Annotated in this window: 12 protein-coding genes; 6 read left to right on the top strand and 6 right to left on the bottom strand. The window is 72.4% G+C overall.

The features are described 5' to 3' along the window. Positions 1–7: 7 nt before the first annotated feature. Together ACLWS4_RS11680 and tdh are read right to left on the bottom strand one after the other, a co-directional pair. Positions 8–1201: a glycine C-acetyltransferase gene (locus ACLWS4_RS11680; RefSeq protein WP_049651232.1), complete on the bottom strand. Its 1194-nt coding sequence runs from the start codon at positions 1199–1201 to the stop codon at positions 8–10. Between the two features lie 84 nt (positions 1202–1285). After that, positions 1286–2314: an L-threonine 3-dehydrogenase gene (tdh, locus tag ACLWS4_RS11675; protein ID WP_049651233.1), complete on the bottom strand. Its 1029-nt coding sequence runs from the start codon at positions 2312–2314 to the stop codon at positions 1286–1288. A 518-nt stretch (positions 2315–2832) separates the two neighbouring features. On the opposite strand from tdh, the gene ACLWS4_RS11670 reads away from it, so the two are divergent. After that, a complete protein-coding gene (locus tag ACLWS4_RS11670; RefSeq protein ID WP_416874039.1) occupies positions 2833–4302 on the top strand; it encodes a serine hydrolase domain-containing protein in 1470 nt (489 codons plus the stop codon). Between the two features lie 79 nt (positions 4303–4381). Here ACLWS4_RS11670 and ACLWS4_RS11665 read toward each other — a convergent pair whose 3' ends face one another. After that, positions 4382–5443, bottom strand: a complete 1062-nt coding sequence (locus tag ACLWS4_RS11665) for an ATP-dependent DNA ligase (protein WP_375873617.1) — start codon at positions 5441–5443, stop codon at positions 4382–4384. Positions 5444–5509: 66 nt separating this feature from the next. Between ACLWS4_RS11665 and ligD the strand changes: the two genes are divergently transcribed. Then, on the top strand, positions 5510–6517 hold the full coding sequence (gene ligD, locus ACLWS4_RS11660; protein WP_181970480.1) for a non-homologous end-joining DNA ligase: 1008 nt from the start codon (positions 5510–5512) through the stop codon (positions 6515–6517). A 23-nt stretch (positions 6518–6540) separates the two neighbouring features. Here the strand turns inward: ligD and ACLWS4_RS11655 are convergent, their stop codons facing one another. Then, on the bottom strand, positions 6541–7653 hold the full coding sequence (locus ACLWS4_RS11655; RefSeq protein ID WP_416874134.1) for an 8-amino-7-oxononanoate synthase: 1113 nt from the start codon (positions 7651–7653) through the stop codon (positions 6541–6543). A 270-nt stretch (positions 7654–7923) separates the two neighbouring features. Between ACLWS4_RS11655 and ACLWS4_RS11650 the strand changes: the two genes are divergently transcribed. The 3 genes from ACLWS4_RS11650 to ACLWS4_RS11640 are packed head-to-tail and all read left to right on the top strand — an operon-like array spanning position 7924 to position 11384. Then, positions 7924–8376 carry a hypothetical protein gene (locus ACLWS4_RS11650; protein WP_416874038.1) on the top strand — a complete coding sequence of 151 codons (453 nt, stop codon included), beginning with the start codon at positions 7924–7926 and terminating at the stop codon, positions 8374–8376. Between the two features lie 31 nt (positions 8377–8407). Then, on the top strand, positions 8408–10636 hold the full coding sequence (locus tag ACLWS4_RS11645; RefSeq protein ID WP_416874037.1) for a hypothetical protein: 2229 nt from the start codon (positions 8408–8410) through the stop codon (positions 10634–10636). A gap of 37 nt (positions 10637–10673) precedes the next feature. Continuing rightward, the gene (locus ACLWS4_RS11640; RefSeq protein WP_416874036.1) at positions 10674–11384 is read left to right on the top strand and encodes a hypothetical protein; all 711 of its coding nucleotides are present in this window, start codon (positions 10674–10676) and stop codon (positions 11382–11384) included. Positions 11385–11405: 21 nt separating this feature from the next. Here ACLWS4_RS11640 and ACLWS4_RS11635 read toward each other — a convergent pair whose 3' ends face one another. Further along, complete coding sequence (locus tag ACLWS4_RS11635; RefSeq protein WP_416874035.1) at positions 11406–13373, bottom strand: PIG-L family deacetylase; 1968 nt, start codon at positions 13371–13373, stop codon at positions 11406–11408. A 483-nt stretch (positions 13374–13856) separates the two neighbouring features. Here ACLWS4_RS11635 and ACLWS4_RS11630 point away from each other — a divergent pair, with 483 nt between their 5' ends. Beyond that, positions 13857–16349: a DEAD/DEAH box helicase gene (locus ACLWS4_RS11630; RefSeq protein WP_416874133.1), complete on the top strand. Its 2493-nt coding sequence runs from the start codon at positions 13857–13859 to the stop codon at positions 16347–16349. A 106-nt stretch (positions 16350–16455) separates the two neighbouring features. On the opposite strand, the gene ACLWS4_RS11625 is transcribed toward ACLWS4_RS11630, so the two are convergent. After that, positions 16456–17307 carry a hypothetical protein gene (locus tag ACLWS4_RS11625; protein WP_416874034.1) on the bottom strand — a complete coding sequence of 284 codons (852 nt, stop codon included), beginning with the start codon at positions 17305–17307 and terminating at the stop codon, positions 16456–16458. Positions 17308–17408 lie beyond the last annotated feature (101 nt).

The raw sequence follows: 17408 nt of genomic DNA, 5'->3' as shown, positions 1-17408 counted from the left end.
GTGGAGGTCAGTCCTCCAGGGCGGCGCGCGCGTCCACGAAGGCCGCGACGGCGCGCTCGACGTCCTCGGTGGAGTGCGCCGCGGACAGCTGCACCCGGATCCGGGCCTGGCCGTGCGGCACCACCGGGAAGGAGAAGCCGATCACGTACACGCCGCGCTCCAGCAGCAGCTCGGCGAGCCGGCCCGCCTTGGCCGCGTCGCCGATCATCACCGGGGCGATCGGGTGGTCGCCGGGCAGGATCTCGAACCCGGCCTCGGTCATCTTCGCCCGGAACAGCGCGGTGTTGGCCGCCAGCCGCTCGCGCAGCTCGGTGGACTTCTCGACCAGGTCGAGCACCTTGAGCGAGGCGGCCGCGATCACCGGGGCCAGCGAGTTGGAGAACAGGTACGGGCGGGAGCGCTGGCGCAGCAGGGCGACGATCTCCCGGCGGGCGGCGACGTAGCCGCCGGAGGCGCCGCCGAGCGCCTTGCCGAGGGTGCCGGTGATGATGTCCACGCGGTCCGTCACGCCGTGCAGCTCGGGGGTGCCGCGGCCGTTCGGGCCGACGAAGCCGACGGCGTGCGAGTCGTCCACCATGACCATGGCGTCGTAGCGGTCGGCCAGGTCGCAGATCTCGCGCAGCGGGGCGACGTAGCCGTCCATCGAGAACACGCCGTCGGTGACGATCAGGCGGCGGCGCGCGTCCTGGGTGTCCTGGAGCTGCTTCTCCAGGTCGGCCAGGTCGCGGTTGGCGTAGCGGTGGCGGCGGGCCTTGCTGAGCCGGATGCCGTCGATGATGCTGGCGTGGTTCAGCGCGTCGGAGATGACGGCGTCCCGGTCGTCCAGCAGGGTCTCGAAGACACCGCCGTTGGCGTCGAAGCAGGAGGAGTAGAGGATCGTGTCCTCCTGGCCGAGGAACGCCGAGAGGCGGTCCTCCAGCTCCTTGTGGACGTCCTGGGTGCCGCAGATGAAGCGGACCGAGGCCATCCCGTAGCCCCAGCGGTCCAGGGCGTCCTTGGCGGCGGAGAGCACCTCGGGGTGGTCGGCCAGGCCGAGGTAGTTGTTGGCGCAGAAGTTCAGCACCTCGCCGGGCAGGCCGCCGGCGGTCACGGTGACGGCGGCGCTCTGCGGGGTGCCGATCACCCGCTCGGGCTTGAACAGCCCGGCCTCGCGGATCTCGTCCAGGGTGGCGGCGACGTCGGCACGCACGTTGTCGAACACTGCGGTCTCCTCAATCAGTTCGGCGGGGCGGTTCGGCGGGTTCGGCGGGTTCGGCGGGGGAGCTTCGGCGGGGCTGAGCCGGGCTCAGGCGGTCCAGTCGAGGATGATCTTGCCGCAGTTGCCGCTCGCGGCGTCGTCGAAGGCGGCCTCGAAGTCGGTGGCGGCGTAGCGGCCGGTGATCACCGGAGCGAGGTCCAGGCCGCCCTCCAGCAGCACGGACATCGCGTACCAGGTCTCGAACATCTCCCGGCCGTAGATGCCCTTGATGGTGATCATCGAGGTGACGATCGAGGCCCAGTCCACCGGGAACTGCTCGGCGGGCAGGCCGAGCATGGCGATCTTCCCGCCGTGGGTCATGTTGGCGATCATCGACTGCATCGCCTCGGGGCGGCCGGACATCTCCAGGCCGACGTCGAAGCCCTCGCGCAGGCCGAGCTTCTGCTGGCCCTCCTCGATGGTGTGCTGCGAGACGTCCAGCGCCAGCGTCACACCGACCTTGCGGGCCAGGTCGAGGCGGTACGGGGAGACGTCGGTGATCATCACGTTGCGGGCGCCGGCGTGCTTGGCGACGGCGGCGGCCATGATGCCGATCGGGCCGGCGCCGGTGACCAGCACGTCCTCGCCGACCAGCGGGAAGGACAGCGCGGTGTGCACGGCGTTGCCGAACGGGTCGAAGATCGCGGCCACGTCCAGGTCGACCGGCACCCGGTGCACCCACACGTTGGAGGCGGGCAGCGCCACGTACTCGGCGAACGCGCCGTCCCGGTTCACGCCCAGGCCGACGGTGTTGCGGCACAGGTGGCGGCGGCCGGCCTGGCAGTTGCGGCACTTGCCGCAGACCAGGTGGCCCTCGCCGCTGACCAGGTCGCCGACCGCGATGTCCGTGACGCCGGCACCCAGCTCGGCGACCTCGCCGACGAACTCGTGGCCGAGCACCAGCGGGGTCCTGATGGTCTGCTGCGCCCAGCCGTCCCACTTGCGGATGTGCAGGTCGGTGCCGCAGATGCCGGTCCGCAGCACCTTGATCAGCACCTCGCCGGGGCCGATCTCGGGCATGGGGACGTCCATCAGCCAGAGCCCGGGCTCGGCCTGCTGCTTGACGAGTGCCTTCACGGCGGCTCCTGACGTGCGGGTGGGACGGCCTGCGGGTACGGGGGCAGGCCGAGGAGGCCCGGTTCGGCCGCTCCTGGCGGACGCGCTCCGGGCAGGCAGAAATCTGCCTGGTCGGAGGGGGTGCGGTCCATCGAGGAATTCTTAAGGGCGGCCACAGCTGGGCTGAACGATCGTGCCCGAGCGGTGGTCGGCGGCGGGTGCGCGGGCGGGCGCGGCGTGCCGGTGCTCACCCGTCCGGCCGAGCGCGGGCCCGGCGGCTCCCGGCTGGCCGACCCGCCCCAGGCCGGTACTCGACCCTCGGAGTGGACGACCACCGGCCGCCAGCCGGGCGGGGCACTCGGCTGACGGTGCTCCCGTTCGGTCCAGTCGGCCGCCGACCCGCGCGCGGCGGTACGAAGCGGGTGCTTACGGTGACGACGTTCCCCCACGGCCCCGTGGAGCAGCGCTCCGGCCTGGCCGAGCCGCGCTCCGGGGCCCTTCGCCACGGGGCCGTCCGCCCCAGAGAGGCGCCTGCGCCGATGACCGACACCCGACGGCCGCGACCGTCCGTTCCCCGCTCCGTTCGCGTCCCCCGCTCCGTCCGGGCGGCCTCCGCCGTGCGGGTGGCCTCCGCCGCCCTCGCGCTGACCGGCCTGCTCGCCGTCTCCGCCTGCTCCGGGGAGTCGAAGCCCGCGCGGCAGGCCGGTCCGGCGGTGACCGCCGAACCGGCCGCGCTCAGCCCGTCCGCCACGCCGGGCGGCAGCCCCTCCGGCGGGGTGGTGCCGCTCACCCCGGCCGTCACGACCCAGCTGGACGACGCGATCAAGCAGGTGATGAGCCAGGTCGCCATCCCCGGGGTGATCGTCGACTACGCCACCCCCGACGGCAGTTACCAGCGCGCCTTCGGCGTCGCCGACAAGGACGCCGGGACCCCGATGACCCCCGACCTGTACATGCGGATCGGCAGCGTCACCAAGACCTTCACCACCACCGCCGTCCTGCGGCTGGTGGACCAGGGCAAGCTGGGCCTGGACGACCCGGTCTCCAAGTACGTCCCGAACGTGCCCGGCGGCGACGGCATCACCCTGCGCCAGCTCGGCGACATGCGCAGCGGCCTGTTCAACTACACCCTGGACTCCGACTTCCAGCAGGCCTTCTTCAACGACCCGAGCCGCCCCTTCACCCCGGACCAGCTGCTCGCGTACGCGTTCAAGCACCCGGCGAACTTCCAGCCGGACGCCCAGTTCGAGTACTCCAACACCAACCTGATCGTGCTCGGCCTGGTCGTCGAGAAGGTCGGCGGGCAGCCGCTCCAGGACTTCCTGAACCAGCAGGTGTTCACCCCGGCCGGGCTCACCAAGACCAGCCTGCCGACCGACGCCGCCTTCCCCGACCCGCACGCCCACGGCTACACCAACCAGACGCTCACCGGCGCGGTCGAGGACGCCACCACCTGGAACCCGTCCTGGGGCTGGGCGGCCGGCGCCGCCATCTCCACCATCGCCGACTTCCGGACCTGGTCGAAGGTGCTGGCCACCGGCGAACCGCTGCTCAAGCCCGCCACCCAGGCGGAGCGGCTGAAGACCAAGGCCACCGGACCGACCCCCGACCTCGGCTACGGCTTCGGGGTGTTCACCACCCACGGGTGGATCGGCCACAACGGCTCACTGCCCGGGTACGAGAGCGTGGTGCTCTACCTGCCGCAGGCGCAGGCCAGCCTGTCCATCATGCTCAACACCGACATCCTGCACGACGGTTCGGAGCCCTCGACGTTCGTGGCGCGGGCGATCACCCAGATCGTCTCGCCGAACAACGTCTACACGCTGCCCACCCCGCCCGCCTCGGGCTCGGCCTCCGCCTCCGCCTCCGCCTCCGCGTCTCCCACCGCCTCCCCCACCGCTTCGCCCTCGGTTTCCCCCACAGCCTCCCCGACCGCCTCCCCCACGGCCTCGCCGTCCCCGACGGCCTCGCCCACCGCGGGCGCCACCGCCACGCTGCACATCTCCTGACCCACCCGCTCGGACCGTACGGGAGGCCCGACCCGGCTCACCGGGTCGGGCCTCCGTCACGTCCTCGGCCTCCCGGTCCTCAGATCCCCAGCACCCTGCCGAGGTCGTACGAGACCGGCTCCTCCAGCTGCGCGTAGGTGCAGCTCTCCGGCGTGCGGTCCGGGCGCCAGCGGCGGAACTGCGCGGTGTGCCGGAACCGGGTGCCCTCCATGTGGTCGTACGCGACCTCGACCACCCGCTCGGGGCGCAGCGCGATCCAGGAGAGGTCCTTGCCGCCGGTCCAGCGGCTGACCGCGCCGGGCAGCCGGCCCTCGGCGTGCGCGGCCTCGTCCGCCCAGCCGCCCCACGGGTGCCGGGACAGGTCGTCCATCCGCAACGGGGCCAGTTCCTCGGCGAGTTCGCGGCGGCGGGCCATCGGGAAGGCTGCGCAGACGCCGACGTGCTGCAGCCTGCCGCCGTCGTCGAAGATGCCGAGCAGCAGCGAGCCGACCACCGGGCCGCTCTTGTGCTCGCGGTAGCCGGCCACCACGCAGTCGGCGGTGCGCTCGTGCTTGATCTTGTACATGCTCCGCTCCCCCGGCCGGTACGGCTGGTCCAGCGGTTTGGCGACCACCCCGTCCAGCCCGGCGCCCTCGAACTCGGCGAACCAGGTCCGGGCGAGGTCGAGGTCGGTGGCGGCGGGGGCGGTGAACACCGGGTCGGCGGCGTCGGCGAGCGCGGCCTCCAGGGCCGGGCGGCGCACCGACAGCGGCTCGTCCACCAGCGAGTCGTCACCGAGGGCGAGCAGGTCGAAGGCGACGAAGGAGGCCGGGGTCCGCTCGGCGAGCAGCTTCACCCGGCTCGCGGCCGGGTGGATGCGCTCCAGCAGCTCCTCGAAGCGCAGCCGGCCGTCCCGGGCGATCACCACCTCGCCGTCCAGCACGCAGCGCGGCGGCAGCTCCCGCCGGAACGCCTCGACCAGCTCGGGGAAGTACCTGGTCAGCGGCTTGCCGGTGCGGCTGCCGAGCTCCACCTCGTCGCCGTCGCGGAACACGATCGAACGGAAGCCGTCCCACTTGGCCTCGTACTGCATCCCGGGCGGGATCTTGGCCACCGACTTGGCGAGCATCGGCGCCACCGGTGGCATCACGGGCAGGTCCATGCGAACGATCCTCGCCCGCTTCGCCCCGGGGCGCGCGCCGGGCGCCCGGCCCTTAGCGTGAAGGGCATGGGCTCAGCCGTGGAACTGGAAGTCGCCGGGCGCACCGTCCGGCTGTCGAACCCGGACAAGGTGTACTACCCCGAGCGCGGCTTCACCAAGCTGGACGTCGCGCAGTACTACCTGGCCGTCGCCGACGGGGTGCTGCGCGGACTGCGCGACCGGCCGACCACCCTGCAGCGCTTCCCCGACGGGGTGGACGGCGAGTTCTTCTACCAGAAGCGCGCGCCCAAGGGCCTGCCGGAGTGGCTGCCCACCGCCCGGATCGAGTTCCCCAGCGGCCGCTCCGCCGACGAGATCTGCCCCACCGAGCCGGCCGCCGTCCTGTGGGCCGCCAACCTGGGCTGCCTCACCTTCCACCCCTGGCCGGTGCGGCGCTCCGACACCGGCCACGTCGACGAACTGCGCATCGACCTCGACCCGCAGCCCGGCACCGACTTCCACGACGCCGTCCGCGCCGCCCACGAACTGCGCGCCCTGCTGGAGGAGTACGGGCTGCGCGGCTGGCCCAAGTCCTCCGGCGGGCGCGGCCTGCACGTGTACGTGCCGCTGGTGCCCGAGTGGACCTTCACCGACGGGCGGCACGCGGTGATCGCCCTCGGCCGGGTCCTGGAGCAGCGGATGCCCGGGAAGGTCACCACCGCCTGGTGGAAGGAGGAGCGCGGCGAGCGGATCTTCGTCGACTACAACCAGATGGCCCGCGACCGCACCATCGCCTCCGCCTACTCCCTGCGCGCCCGCCCCCGCGCCACCGCCTCCGCCCCGCTGCGCTGGGAGGAGCTGGACGACGCCGCCCCCGAGGACTTCGACCTGCGCACCGTCCCCGCCCGCTTCGCCGAACTCGGCGACCTCAACGCCGGGATGGACGGCCAGGCCTTCCGCCTGGAGCCCCTGCTGGAGCTGTACGACAAGCAGCTCCACGACGAGGGCCTCGGCGAACTCCCCTACCCGCCCGACCACCCCAAGGCCGCCGGCGAACCCACCCGGGTGCAGCCGAGCCGGGCCAAGAAGAAGTAGAACGCTCCGTCCGCTCCGGAGCCTCAGCCCCGCGCACCCACCGGCGCCAGCTCGGCGACGATGCGGACGGCCTCGGCGATCTGCCCGTCCGTCAGGTCGCCCCGGGCGGTGAGGCGCAGGCGGGAGATGCCGTCCGGGACGGACGGCGGGCGGAAGCAGCCGACGGCGAGGCCCGCACGGCGGCAGTCGGCGGCCCAGGCGACGGCGGCCTCCGGGCCCGGGGCGCGGACGGAGACCACCGCGGCCTGCGGCTCGCAGGCGTGCAGCCCGGCGGCGGTGAGCTGCCGGGCCAGGGTGCGGGCGACCTCGCGGGCGCGCTCGGCGCGGGCCGGCTCGGCGCGCAGCAGGCGCAGCGCGGCGAGGGCGGCCCCGGCGGCGGCCGGGGCGAGGCCGGTGTCGAAGATGAAGGTGCGGGCGGTCTCGGTGAGGTGCCGGATCACCCGGCGCGGGCCGAGGACGACGCCGCCCTGCGAGCCGAGCGACTTGGACAGGGTGGCGGTGGCCACCGTGTCCGGCTGCCCGGCCAGCCCGGCCGCGGCGAGCGCCCCGGTGCCGCCGGGGCCGAGCACGCCCAGCCCGTGCGCGTCGTCCACCAGCAGCGCGGCGCCGTGCGCGCGGACGGCCTGCGACAGCGCGGGCAGCGGGGCCGCGTCGCCGTCCACCGAGAACACCGAGTCGGTGACCACCAGCGCCCGCCGCTGCGCCCGCCCGGCGAGCACCTCGGCCACCGCCGCCGGGTCGCTGTGCGGGGCCCGGTGGACGTCGGCGCGGGAGAGCCGGCAGCCGTCGATGAGGGAGGCGTGGTTGTAGGCGTCGGAGACGATCAGGGTGTCCGGGTCGGTGAGCGCGGTCAGCGCCGCGAGGTTGGCCGTGTACCCGGAGGAGAACACCAGCGCGGCCTCCACCCCGCAGAACTCGGCCAGCTCCTCCTCCAGTTCGCTGTGCAGCGCCGTCGTCCCGGTCACCAGCCGCGACCCCGTCGAGCCCCCGCCCCACCGCAGCGCCGCGTCCGCCGCCGCCCGGGCGACCACCGGATGCCTGGTCAGCCCCAGGTAGTCGTTCCCCGCGAGGTCCAGCACCGCGTCGTCCGCCCCCCGACTGCGCAACGTCCGCGTCAGCCCGGCCTCCGCCCGCATCGCGGCCGTCTCGTCGAGCCAGTCGAAGACGTGCGCGGAGGCAGGAGCGGCGAGGACGGAGGGGCGCGGCTCGGCCGCGAGCGGATGGTTCATGCCCGGCACTCTGGCATGCCACCGCGCGTCGGGCAATGTGCGGATCGGCACATATCGACGCGCCACTCCTGTCGCGATTCACCAGTTGTTAACCACATATCAATATCCAATTCATCGAACTCCTCGCCGCATAAATAGTAAGATCCATGCCGATCTTTACCTGGGGGGTATGGAAAAATGACCGACCTCGAATTCGAGCGCCGCATGAATCCGTGGCTCTTCGACGACAAGGGCAATCTGACCGAAGCCGCGAAGAAGCAGTTCCCGGACCTCGCCGGGGCCAACGCCGCCCCGGTCTCACTGGCCCCGGCGGGCGGCGGCAAGACCATCGCCGTGAACGCCGGCGCGCTCCAGCAGGCCGCGCAGAACGCCTTCGCCCTGCGGGACTCCGTCAAGACGGAGTGCGACCAGCCCGGCGAGCACGTCAACGCCGCCGCCGCGTCGCTCAAGGGCTGGAACCTCGGCGGCACGCTCACCGGCACCTGGAGCACCTGGAGCAACCAGTCCGCGAGCCTCCAGAGCACCGTCGGCGAGGTCGGGACCAACCTGCAGACCACGGCCCGGAGTTACAGCAGGACCGACTCCGACATCCAGGCCAACTTCAACCAGACGCAGGGCGCCACCAGCTAGTCACAGCACACACGGGGGAAGCAGCACCACCATGGTGACGTACAGTCAGCTCAATCAGGTCGACCTCGGCAGCCTCGCCTCCGCGGCGGGCGACTTCGAGAGCCTCGTCCGCAAGTGGGACCTCACCCAGCGGATGCAGAACGAGGTCATCGGCACCATCCAGCAGTCCGGCTGGCACGGCGACGCCGCCGGACTCGCCAACGCCAAACTCACCTGGGCCCGCGACCAGATCCACGCCGCCTTCGAAGAGGCCTCGGCCCTGGCGAAGACACTGCGCGACGCCCACACCGAGATCACGGCCGCGAAGAACGACCTCACCACCGCGGTCCGGAACGCCACGGACGCCGGCCTCACCGTCGACGGCGAGGGCGCGGTCCACTGGCCGCCGCCCACCAACCAGGCGGACAAGAAGGACGCCGAGTACGCCAAGAGCTGGAAGGCCAAGGCCGAGACCGCCGCCAAGGCCATCGGCGACGCGATCGACCGCGCCACCGAGGCCGACCTCGACGCCTCCAGGGCCCTGGGCGACGACACCGGCAGCGACGGCACCGCGTTCAACGCCAACCCCGTCGGCGGCATCCCGGAGGAGGAGGCCAAGGCGGCCACCTACATCCTCAGCCTGGGCGACCAGGCCTCCGACGCCCAGCTCAAGCACCTCCAGGACATCCTGGACCACCACAAGAACGACCCGCGGTTCGCCACCTCCTTCTACGGCAACCAGGACCCGGCGACCTTCATGGCCAAGTACGGCGCGATGGCGCAGAGCGGCGACTACGCCAACAGCTCGGCCCGCACCGCGGCGATCAAGGGCATCCAGCAGGACCTGGGCCTCACCCTGGCCACCGCGACCGACACCAAGCAGCCGCTGCACGTCTCGGACGAATGGGAGAAGAGGTTCCGCGCCGCCGGGGCGAAGCAGATCCCGGTGCCGCCCGGCGCCGACCCGGCGCACAGTCCGTACGGCTACCAGATCATGGCCAACCTGCTGCGGACCGGGTCGTACGACGCGCACTTCCTCACGCCGGTCGCCCAGCACATCACCCAGCTCACCCAGGAGAACCCGATGCGCTGGGACGCGGCCACCAAGGCCGCGTACCCGTTCACCGAGCTCAAGTTCATCGGTGTGCCGGACAAGGACGGCAACATCCGGGGCATCAACCCGATGTCCGCCGTCCTGGAGGGGCTCGGCCACAGCCCCGAGGCCGCCACCAGGTTCTTCCACGACGCCCCGACCACCTACAACCCGGACGGCACCGTCAAGAGCACCGGCGGCAAGAACACCTACCTCGACATACTCACCGACACCGGCCCGCGGTCCGTCCTCATCGACCAGCAGTACCCACCCCGGCCCAACCCCGGCACGGCCGACCCGTTCGACGTCACCGCCCTGGGCCACGCCCTGGAGGCGGCCACCACGGGCAAGGCGTACGACGACGACGGAAAGTTCCCCCCGCACGCCGCCGCGATGAACGACATCATGAAGAGCGTGGTGGACAGGTTCGGCAGCAAGGACGGCCCGGACCTGCTCAAGGGCGGCCTGTTCGCGAACCTCAACGGCAGCCTCGGGAACATGACCGCCAACTACATCGGCGACGTCCAGAACGCGCTGGAGGGAGCGGGCGCCGGCTCGAACCTCCTCGGCCAGCCCGCGGTCGCGCGCCTGCTCGGTGCGCTCGGCCAGGATCCGGACGCCTATGCCTCGATAGCGACCGCGCAGCAGGCGTACACCACGGCCCAGCTCCAGGACGTACTGGCCCACCCCGAGTTGCACAAGGACCTGGGCATGGCGGTCGAGAACGTCGCCAACCCGGCCGGGAAGGTCAACGGTCTGATCACCAGCGCCATGATCGAAGCCATCTACGACAAGCACACCGCCAGCGACGCCGAGTTCAACGCCGCCATCGACACCAAGCGGGAGATCGCCGGCCAGGTCTGGTCGTTCGCCGGCGACGCGATCAAGGGCGGAGCGCCCCTGATCGGCGAGGGCATCGACACCGCGGTCAACCAGATCATGGACAGCGTCGCCGACAGCTACAAGGTGGACACCCACAACGACGCCAGCGACGAGGCCGCCACCGCGAGGACGGAAGCCGAGCGCAAGTCGCACCAGGCGATCCTCAACGCCATCCACGACGCCGGGCGCAACACCGGCGCCGACCCGAACTACATCAACGACGTGGCCCGCCGAGCCGCCCAGGAGGAGGACACCGGCTACAACAGCGGCCGGAGCCTGTACCACGATGCGACCCACAAGAACTGACCCCGCGTCCCACCACCTGCCACGAGAGCGTTGAGACATGGTTGACGTCGCCCACATCATCCCGCCGTCCCCGGACGACCCGCCCCGGCGCCGATCCCGGGTCCGGCCCTGGCACGCCGCCGTCGCCCTCGCGGTGGCCGCCGCGGTGGGCGGCGGGCTGTGGGCGTGGAAACCCTGGCAGTCGGTGGAGTTGCCACAGAGCGCGTGCTGGGGGGTCCTGGACGCGAACGACCTGAAGCCGCTGACGGGCCCGGACGGGAAGGCCACCGAGCCCAGGCCGGCCCGCGAGATCGCCACCCCCATGAAGCCCGCCTCGGGGAGCCGCGACTCCCGTTGCCGCGTCATGTGGCCGGGCGCGACCTTCCTGCTCGACGCGGAGGTACGTCCGGCGCGCGACCGGATCGACGCCGACCGGAGGAACGATGCCAGTGGTGGATCGGTCGCCCCGCTCGACTTCGGCCCCGGCACGACCGGGTGGGCCACGGCCAGCGACGTCGTCCCCGGGAACACGTCGGTCCGGCTCTACGTACCGTGCGATTTCGACTCCCCGAGGGACGACAGCGACCAGCCCCCGCCGAAGTACTTCGGCGTGCTGATCTCCGGGGACGTCGTCGACGGCGCCTCCCTCCGCAAGGCCCATCAGGCGTACGCGGACATCGCCCTCAAGATCGGCAGGGCGGCAGCGACCGCGTACGAGTGCCGGAACACCGTGACGCTGGCCGCTACCGCCCCCCGCGTCCCGTCCTGACCCGGCCGCCGGGGCGATCGGTCAGAGCGGCAGGCTCTGCCAGGGGTCGAAGGTGGTGGGGGTGGTGGCCGTGCGGAGGTACACCCGGCCGTCGGTGCCGATGGCGAAGAGGTGGAGGACGCCGGTGCCGTCGGTGAGGGCGGCCGGGTGGTCGAGGACGGTGCCGCCGAGGTCCTGCCAGGGGCCGTAGCCGCTGTCGGGGGCGGTCTGGGCGGTGGTGCTGACGCCGCCGGCGGCGTTGCGTTCGAACAGGACGACGCGGCCGGCGAGGGTGGCCGCGGCCGGTTCGCCGACGCCGCCGTGGCCGCCGAGGGGGGCCGGGGTCCGGCTCCACGGTCCGCCGGGCCGGGTCTGGTAGCTGACCAGCACCGCGCCGGTGCCGACCTCGCGGTAGGCGAGCTCGATGCGGCCGTCCTGGTCGAGGGCGGCCTTGGGCGGGCTGGCCGGGCGGGCGTCCGGGAGCGGGTCGGGGCCGGTGAGGGCGCCGTTCGGGGTGCTCTGGTGCCAGCCGAGGACGGCGGTGCGGGTGGCGGCGAACACCTCGATCGCCCCGGCGCCGTTGCGGATCGCGGTGACCGGGTCCTGGAGGTCGGTGCCGCCGAAGTCCGTCCAGGTGCCCGTCCACACGCCGTTCGGGGTGGTCTGCCGAATGCCGCTGAGGCCGCCGCCGCCGTTCTTGACGAAGAGTTCCAGCCGCCCGTCCAGGGAGTTGGCGACGGCGGGCACGCCGACCTGGTCCTCGTTGCCGAGCCCGGTGTTGGGGTTGCCGTGGTCGGCCCAGCTGTCCCACCAGCGGCCGTTGGGCACGGCCTGCGGCAGGGAGAGGAGGTGGTGGTCGGTGAGGCGGCGGGCGAAGACCTCCAGCCGGCCGTCGGCGTTGGTGCCGACGGCGATGCCGGGGGCGATCCGCCCGCCGGGGTCGGCCATCCGGAGCGGGCCGCCCCAGCTGCCGTCGGCCTGGCGCCAGTAGGTGTGGAGGGCGCCGGCCCGGACGACGAAGACCTGCGGGCGACCGTCCTGGTTGAGCCCGGCCCAGGAGGTGCCGCGCGACCAGCGGTAGTACATCCGGGAGAACCAGAGGGCGGAGTAGTTCCCGTCGGAGTGGTCGTGGCCGGCGTACTCGGAGAAGTACACGCCCTTGGCGCCGGCTGTCGCCGGGTCGAGGTTCACCGGGGCGTCGCCGATGTTGTAGTCCCGGTAGTTCACCTGGATCAGGTTGCCGCCGTAGAGGCCGGCGGCCTGGCCGGCGAACTTCGCGGCGGCGACGTGGTCGGAGTGGTCGCCGGAGTAGCGGCGGTCCGGGAGTTCGTCCTGGGCCCGGAGCACGGTCGGCCGGTAGGTCGCCATCAGCTGGCGCAGTACTTCGACGACGTCCGCGGCCGTGTAGGTGGACGGCCCGGACAGCGGGCTGTCCTTCGGGACGACGGTGGTGTCGGTGCCGCCGTTCAGCACGCCGCCGAGCCGGGCGTCGTGCAGGTTGAGGAAGATCAGGTGCACCGGCCGGCCCTTGAGGACGTACCGTTCGACCTGCTTGCCGGCGACCGTCCAGGCCTCGGCCGTCCAGTGGCCGACCTCGTCGGTGGCCGGGTCGGTGTCGCCGACCCCGGTCATCCGGGAGTAGGCGTTGACGGCGCCCATCTGCCGGTTCCAGGTGCGCAGCGGTTCGCCGGCGGTGTCCCAGCAGACGGTGGCGCAGGGGTCGCCGGTCGCGTTCCCCGCGGTGACGAAGACGGTGACGGACGGCGTGCCGTCGGCGAGGGCGTTGGAGAGGTCCGGGGTCATGAAGAGGATGTCGTCGTCCTCGTGCGCGACGATCTGCATGAACAGCGGTCCGGAGCCGGTGGCCGCGGCTCCGGCTCCGGCTCCGGGTACGGCTGCGGCTCCGGGTTCGGCCGCGGCCGCGCGGGTCGCCGTCGCCTTGGTCAGGACGGGTGCGGCGAGGGCGGTGAGCGCGACGGAGGCGAGGAGTTGTCGTCGTCCGATTGCCATGGGATCCCCCAATTCGAGATCGGGACGTGAGCATGCCAGAAGGAGGTTAACCCATCCCCGGGTCCACAATGCCGTGCGCCGCATTCCGTGAACGTGTCGTACTGGAAAGACAGTTGACGCACGCTCAAACGTCTTCGCCCACTTCCTTCCCGGTATCCTCGTTTCCGGACGAACCCGTTCCTCCGTCGAGCCGCACACCCCGGCCGACCACGGCGTTTCCCCCGTTCCCGCCGGTTTCCCTCCGCTTTCCCGCCGGTCCGCCGCACGGTTTCCCACCGGCTTCCCACCGGTTTCCCCCTGGTCCACCGCGCGCTTTACCGCCGGTCCGCCGCGACGCCCCGGAGCGGGACGGACGCCCCGCCGCCGTCCCGCACCGCCTGATCGACGTCCGCGGAACCCCCTCCGACCCTCCCCTCGCGGCACCGGGCTTTGCCCGGGGTGGCGGCGAGCAGGCAAGATAGCCGGGTGACCCTCCTTGATCTGATGCCGAAGCCCGCCACCCCCGACGCGCTGTACGAGACGTTCGCAGCCTGGTCGGAGGAGCGCGGGATCACGCTGTACCCGGCACAGGAGGAGGCGCTGATCGAGCTGGTGTCGGGGAACAACGTGATCCTCGCGACGCCGACCGGGTCGGGCAAGAGCCTGGTGGCGGCGGGGGCGCACTTCGCCGCGCTGGCGGAGGGGAAGCGGACCTTCTACACCGCGCCGATCAAGGCGCTGGTCTCGGAGAAGTTCTTCGACCTGGTGAAGATGTTCGGCACCGAACAGGTCGGCATGATGACCGGCGACGCGAGCGTGAACCCGACCGCGCCGATCATCTGCTGCACCGCCGAGGTACTCGCCCAGATCGCGCTGCGCGACGGCACCCGGGCGGACATCGGCCAGGTGGTCATGGACGAGTTCCACTTCTACGCGGAGCCGGACCGCGGCTGGGCCTGGCAGATCCCGCTGCTGGAGCTGCCGCAGGCGCAGTTCCTGCTGATGTCCGCGACGCTCGGCGACGTCCGCCGCTTCGAGGAGGACCTGACCCCCCGCACCGGCCGGCCGACCACGGTGGTGCGCAACGCGACCCGCCCGGTGCCGCTGTTCTACGAGTACCGCCGCACCTCGATGCACGAGACCCTGGAGGAGCTGCTGCAGACCGGCCAGGCGCCGGTCTACGTCGTGCACTTCACCCAGAAGGAGGCGGTGGACCGGGCCCAGTCGCTGATGAGCATCAACATGTGCTCGAAGGCGGAGAAGGAGGCCATCGCCGACCTGATCGGCGGTTTCCGCTTCACCACCAAGTTCGGCCGCAACCTGTCCCGTTACGTGCGCCACGGCATCGGCGTGCACCACGCGGGCATGCTGCCGAAGTACCGCCGGCTGGTCGAACGCCTCGCCCAGGCGGGCCTGTTGAAGGTCATCTGCGGCACCGACACGCTCGGCGTCGGCGTCAATGTGCCGATCCGCACGGTGCTGTTCACCGCCCTGTCCAAGTACGACGGGCAGCGCGTGCGCATCCTGCGCGCCCGCGAGTTCCACCAGATCGCCGGCCGGGCCGGCCGGGCCGGCTTCGACACCGTCGGCCAGGTGGTGGCCCAGGCGCCGGAGCACGTGATCGAGAACGACAAGGCGATCGCCAAGGCCGGGGACGACCCGAAGAAGAAGCGCAAGGTCGTCCGGAAGAAGGCCCCGGAGGGCTTCGTCGGCTGGACCGAGGAGACCTTCGACAAGCTGATCGGCGCCGACCCGGAGCCGCTGGTCTCCCGGTTCAAGGTGAGCCACGCGATGCTGCTGTCGGTGATCGGCCGCCCGGGCAACGCCTTCGAGGCGATGCGCAAGCTGCTGACCGACAACCACGAGGACCGGGCCGCGCAGCGCCGGCACATCCGCACCGCGATCGCCATCTACCGCTCGCTGCTGGAGGGCGGCGTGGTGGAGCGGCTGCCGGAGCCGGACGCCGAGGGCAGGATCGTCCGCCTCACCCTGGACCTCCAGGAGAACTTCGCGCTCAACCAGCCGCTGTCCACCTTCGCGCTGGCCTCCTTCGAACTGCTCGACCCGACCTCGCCCTCGTACGCGATGGACGTCGTCTCCATCGTCGAGGCGACCCTGGACGACCCGCGCCAGATCCTCGCCGCGCAGCAGAACAAGGCCCGCGGCGAGGCCGTCGGCGAGATGAAGCGCGACGGCATCGAGTACGAGGAGCGGATGGAGCGGCTCCAGGAGATCACCTACCCGAAGCCGCTGGAGGAGCTGCTCACCCACGCCTACGAGGTGTACCGCCGGGCGCACCCGTGGATCGGCGACCACCAGCTGCAGCCGAAGTCGGTGGTCCGCGACCTGTACGAGCGGGCGATGACCTTCTCGGACTACGTCGGCTTCTACGAGCTGGCCCGCACCGAGGGCATCGTGCTGCGCTACCTGGCCGGCGCGTACAAGGCGCTGGAGCAGACCGTCCCCGAGGACGTGAAGACCGACGACCTCAAGGACGTCATCGCCTGGCTCGGCGAGCTGGTCCGCCAGGTCGACTCCAGCCTTCTCGACGAGTGGGAGCAGCTGGCCAACCCGACCGAGCCGCAGGCCGCCGAGGTGCGGCTGGACGACAAGCCGGCGCCGGTCACCGCCAACGCCCGCGCCTTCCGCGTCCTGGTGCGCAACGAGATGTTCCGCCGGGTCGAGCTGTGCGCGCTGGAGCACTACGAGGAGCTCGCCGACCTGGACGGCGAGTACGGCTGGGACGCGGACCGCTGGGCGGACGCCATGGACGGGTACTGGGAGGAGTACGACGACCTCGGCACCGGCCCGGACGCGCGCGGCCCGAAGATGCTGCTCATCGAGGAGGAGGACTCCTCCTGGCGGGTCCGGCAGATCTTCGACGACCCGGAGGGCGACCACGACTGGGGCATCAGCGCCGAGGTCGACCTGTACGGCTCGGACGAGGAGGGCCGCGCGGTGCTGCGGGTGACCTCGGTGGACCGGCTCGGCGGCTGAGCCGGCTGTACGTCGACGCCGGCTGTACGTCGACGCCCCCGGAAGCTTCGGCTTCCGGGGGCGTCGTCACGTCAGGACGGGCCGCTGTCGCAGCCGGGGAGCGCCGTCACATCCAGGAGAACGGCGAGCCCGCCGCGTAGGAGAGCGCCCGGGTGGCCTCGTCCAGGGTCTGCTCGGTGCTGGGCGCCGCGCCGGTGGCCGGCTGGCCGGGCGTGGTCGGCGCCCCGGTGCCGCTCGGGGCGGAGCCCGCCGGGCGGCCGTCGCCGGGCCGCGAGCTGGTGACCGTCACGTAGTGCCCGACCGCCTCGACCCGCGGGTCGCCGCCCTGCTTGGCGCCCGGGGCCTGGACGGGGCCGGTGGTGGTGTCGGCGAGCATGAAGGCGACCGCCCCGGGCTTGGTCCGCAGGGCGTCGGCGGCCCGGGCGGCGGAGGGCTGGTCGGGGAAGCGCAGCAGGGTGACGCTGCTGAGCACCGGGTGGTCCTGGCCGCTGAAGCTGACGGTCAGGTAGCCCTGGCAGCCGGTGTCCTTCAGCGGGTCCTGGCCGCGGTCCTGGAGCACCTCGACGCAGTTCTCGCCCTGCCGGACGCCGTTGCGCCGCGCCTTGAAGGCGCCGACCTCGACCGGCCGCTGGGCGGGGAAGAGGTTGTCGACGTTGAGGGCCTCGGGGTCGGTGCGCGGCGGCGGGGCGCCCACCACGCGCGGCGTCGCGGACGAGTCCTTGGTGGACGGGCCGAGCCCGGGTATGTAGTCGCCGGGCATCGGGCGGGTGATGAGCCATCCGCCGGCCGCGACCACTCCGACGACGACGATCCAGCCGGCCGCTCGACGGCCCGTCAGCCGGCGGCCCCGCCTGAGGTCCGTCCCCCCGTCGGTGTCGGCGCCCCCGCCGGTCCGCTGCCCTGCCCGGTCGTCCCGGCCTTCTCCCGGAGTCGGGGTGTGCTCCCCCTGCGTGGTCATGGCGCAGATTCTAAGCACCCCCGGCGTGGCGTGGATCACGGGGTCGGGGGTTGTGGATCATCGTCCGCCGGAGCCCGCCACCGGCCCGCCGCCGGTCGGCC

The organism is Kitasatospora sp. SC0581, assembly GCF_048159585.1.
Taxonomy (GTDB): domain Bacteria; phylum Actinomycetota; class Actinomycetes; order Streptomycetales; family Streptomycetaceae; genus Kitasatospora.
The sequence above is the reverse complement of the archived record's forward strand: the minus strand, read 5'-3'. Positions and strand labels throughout refer to the sequence as shown.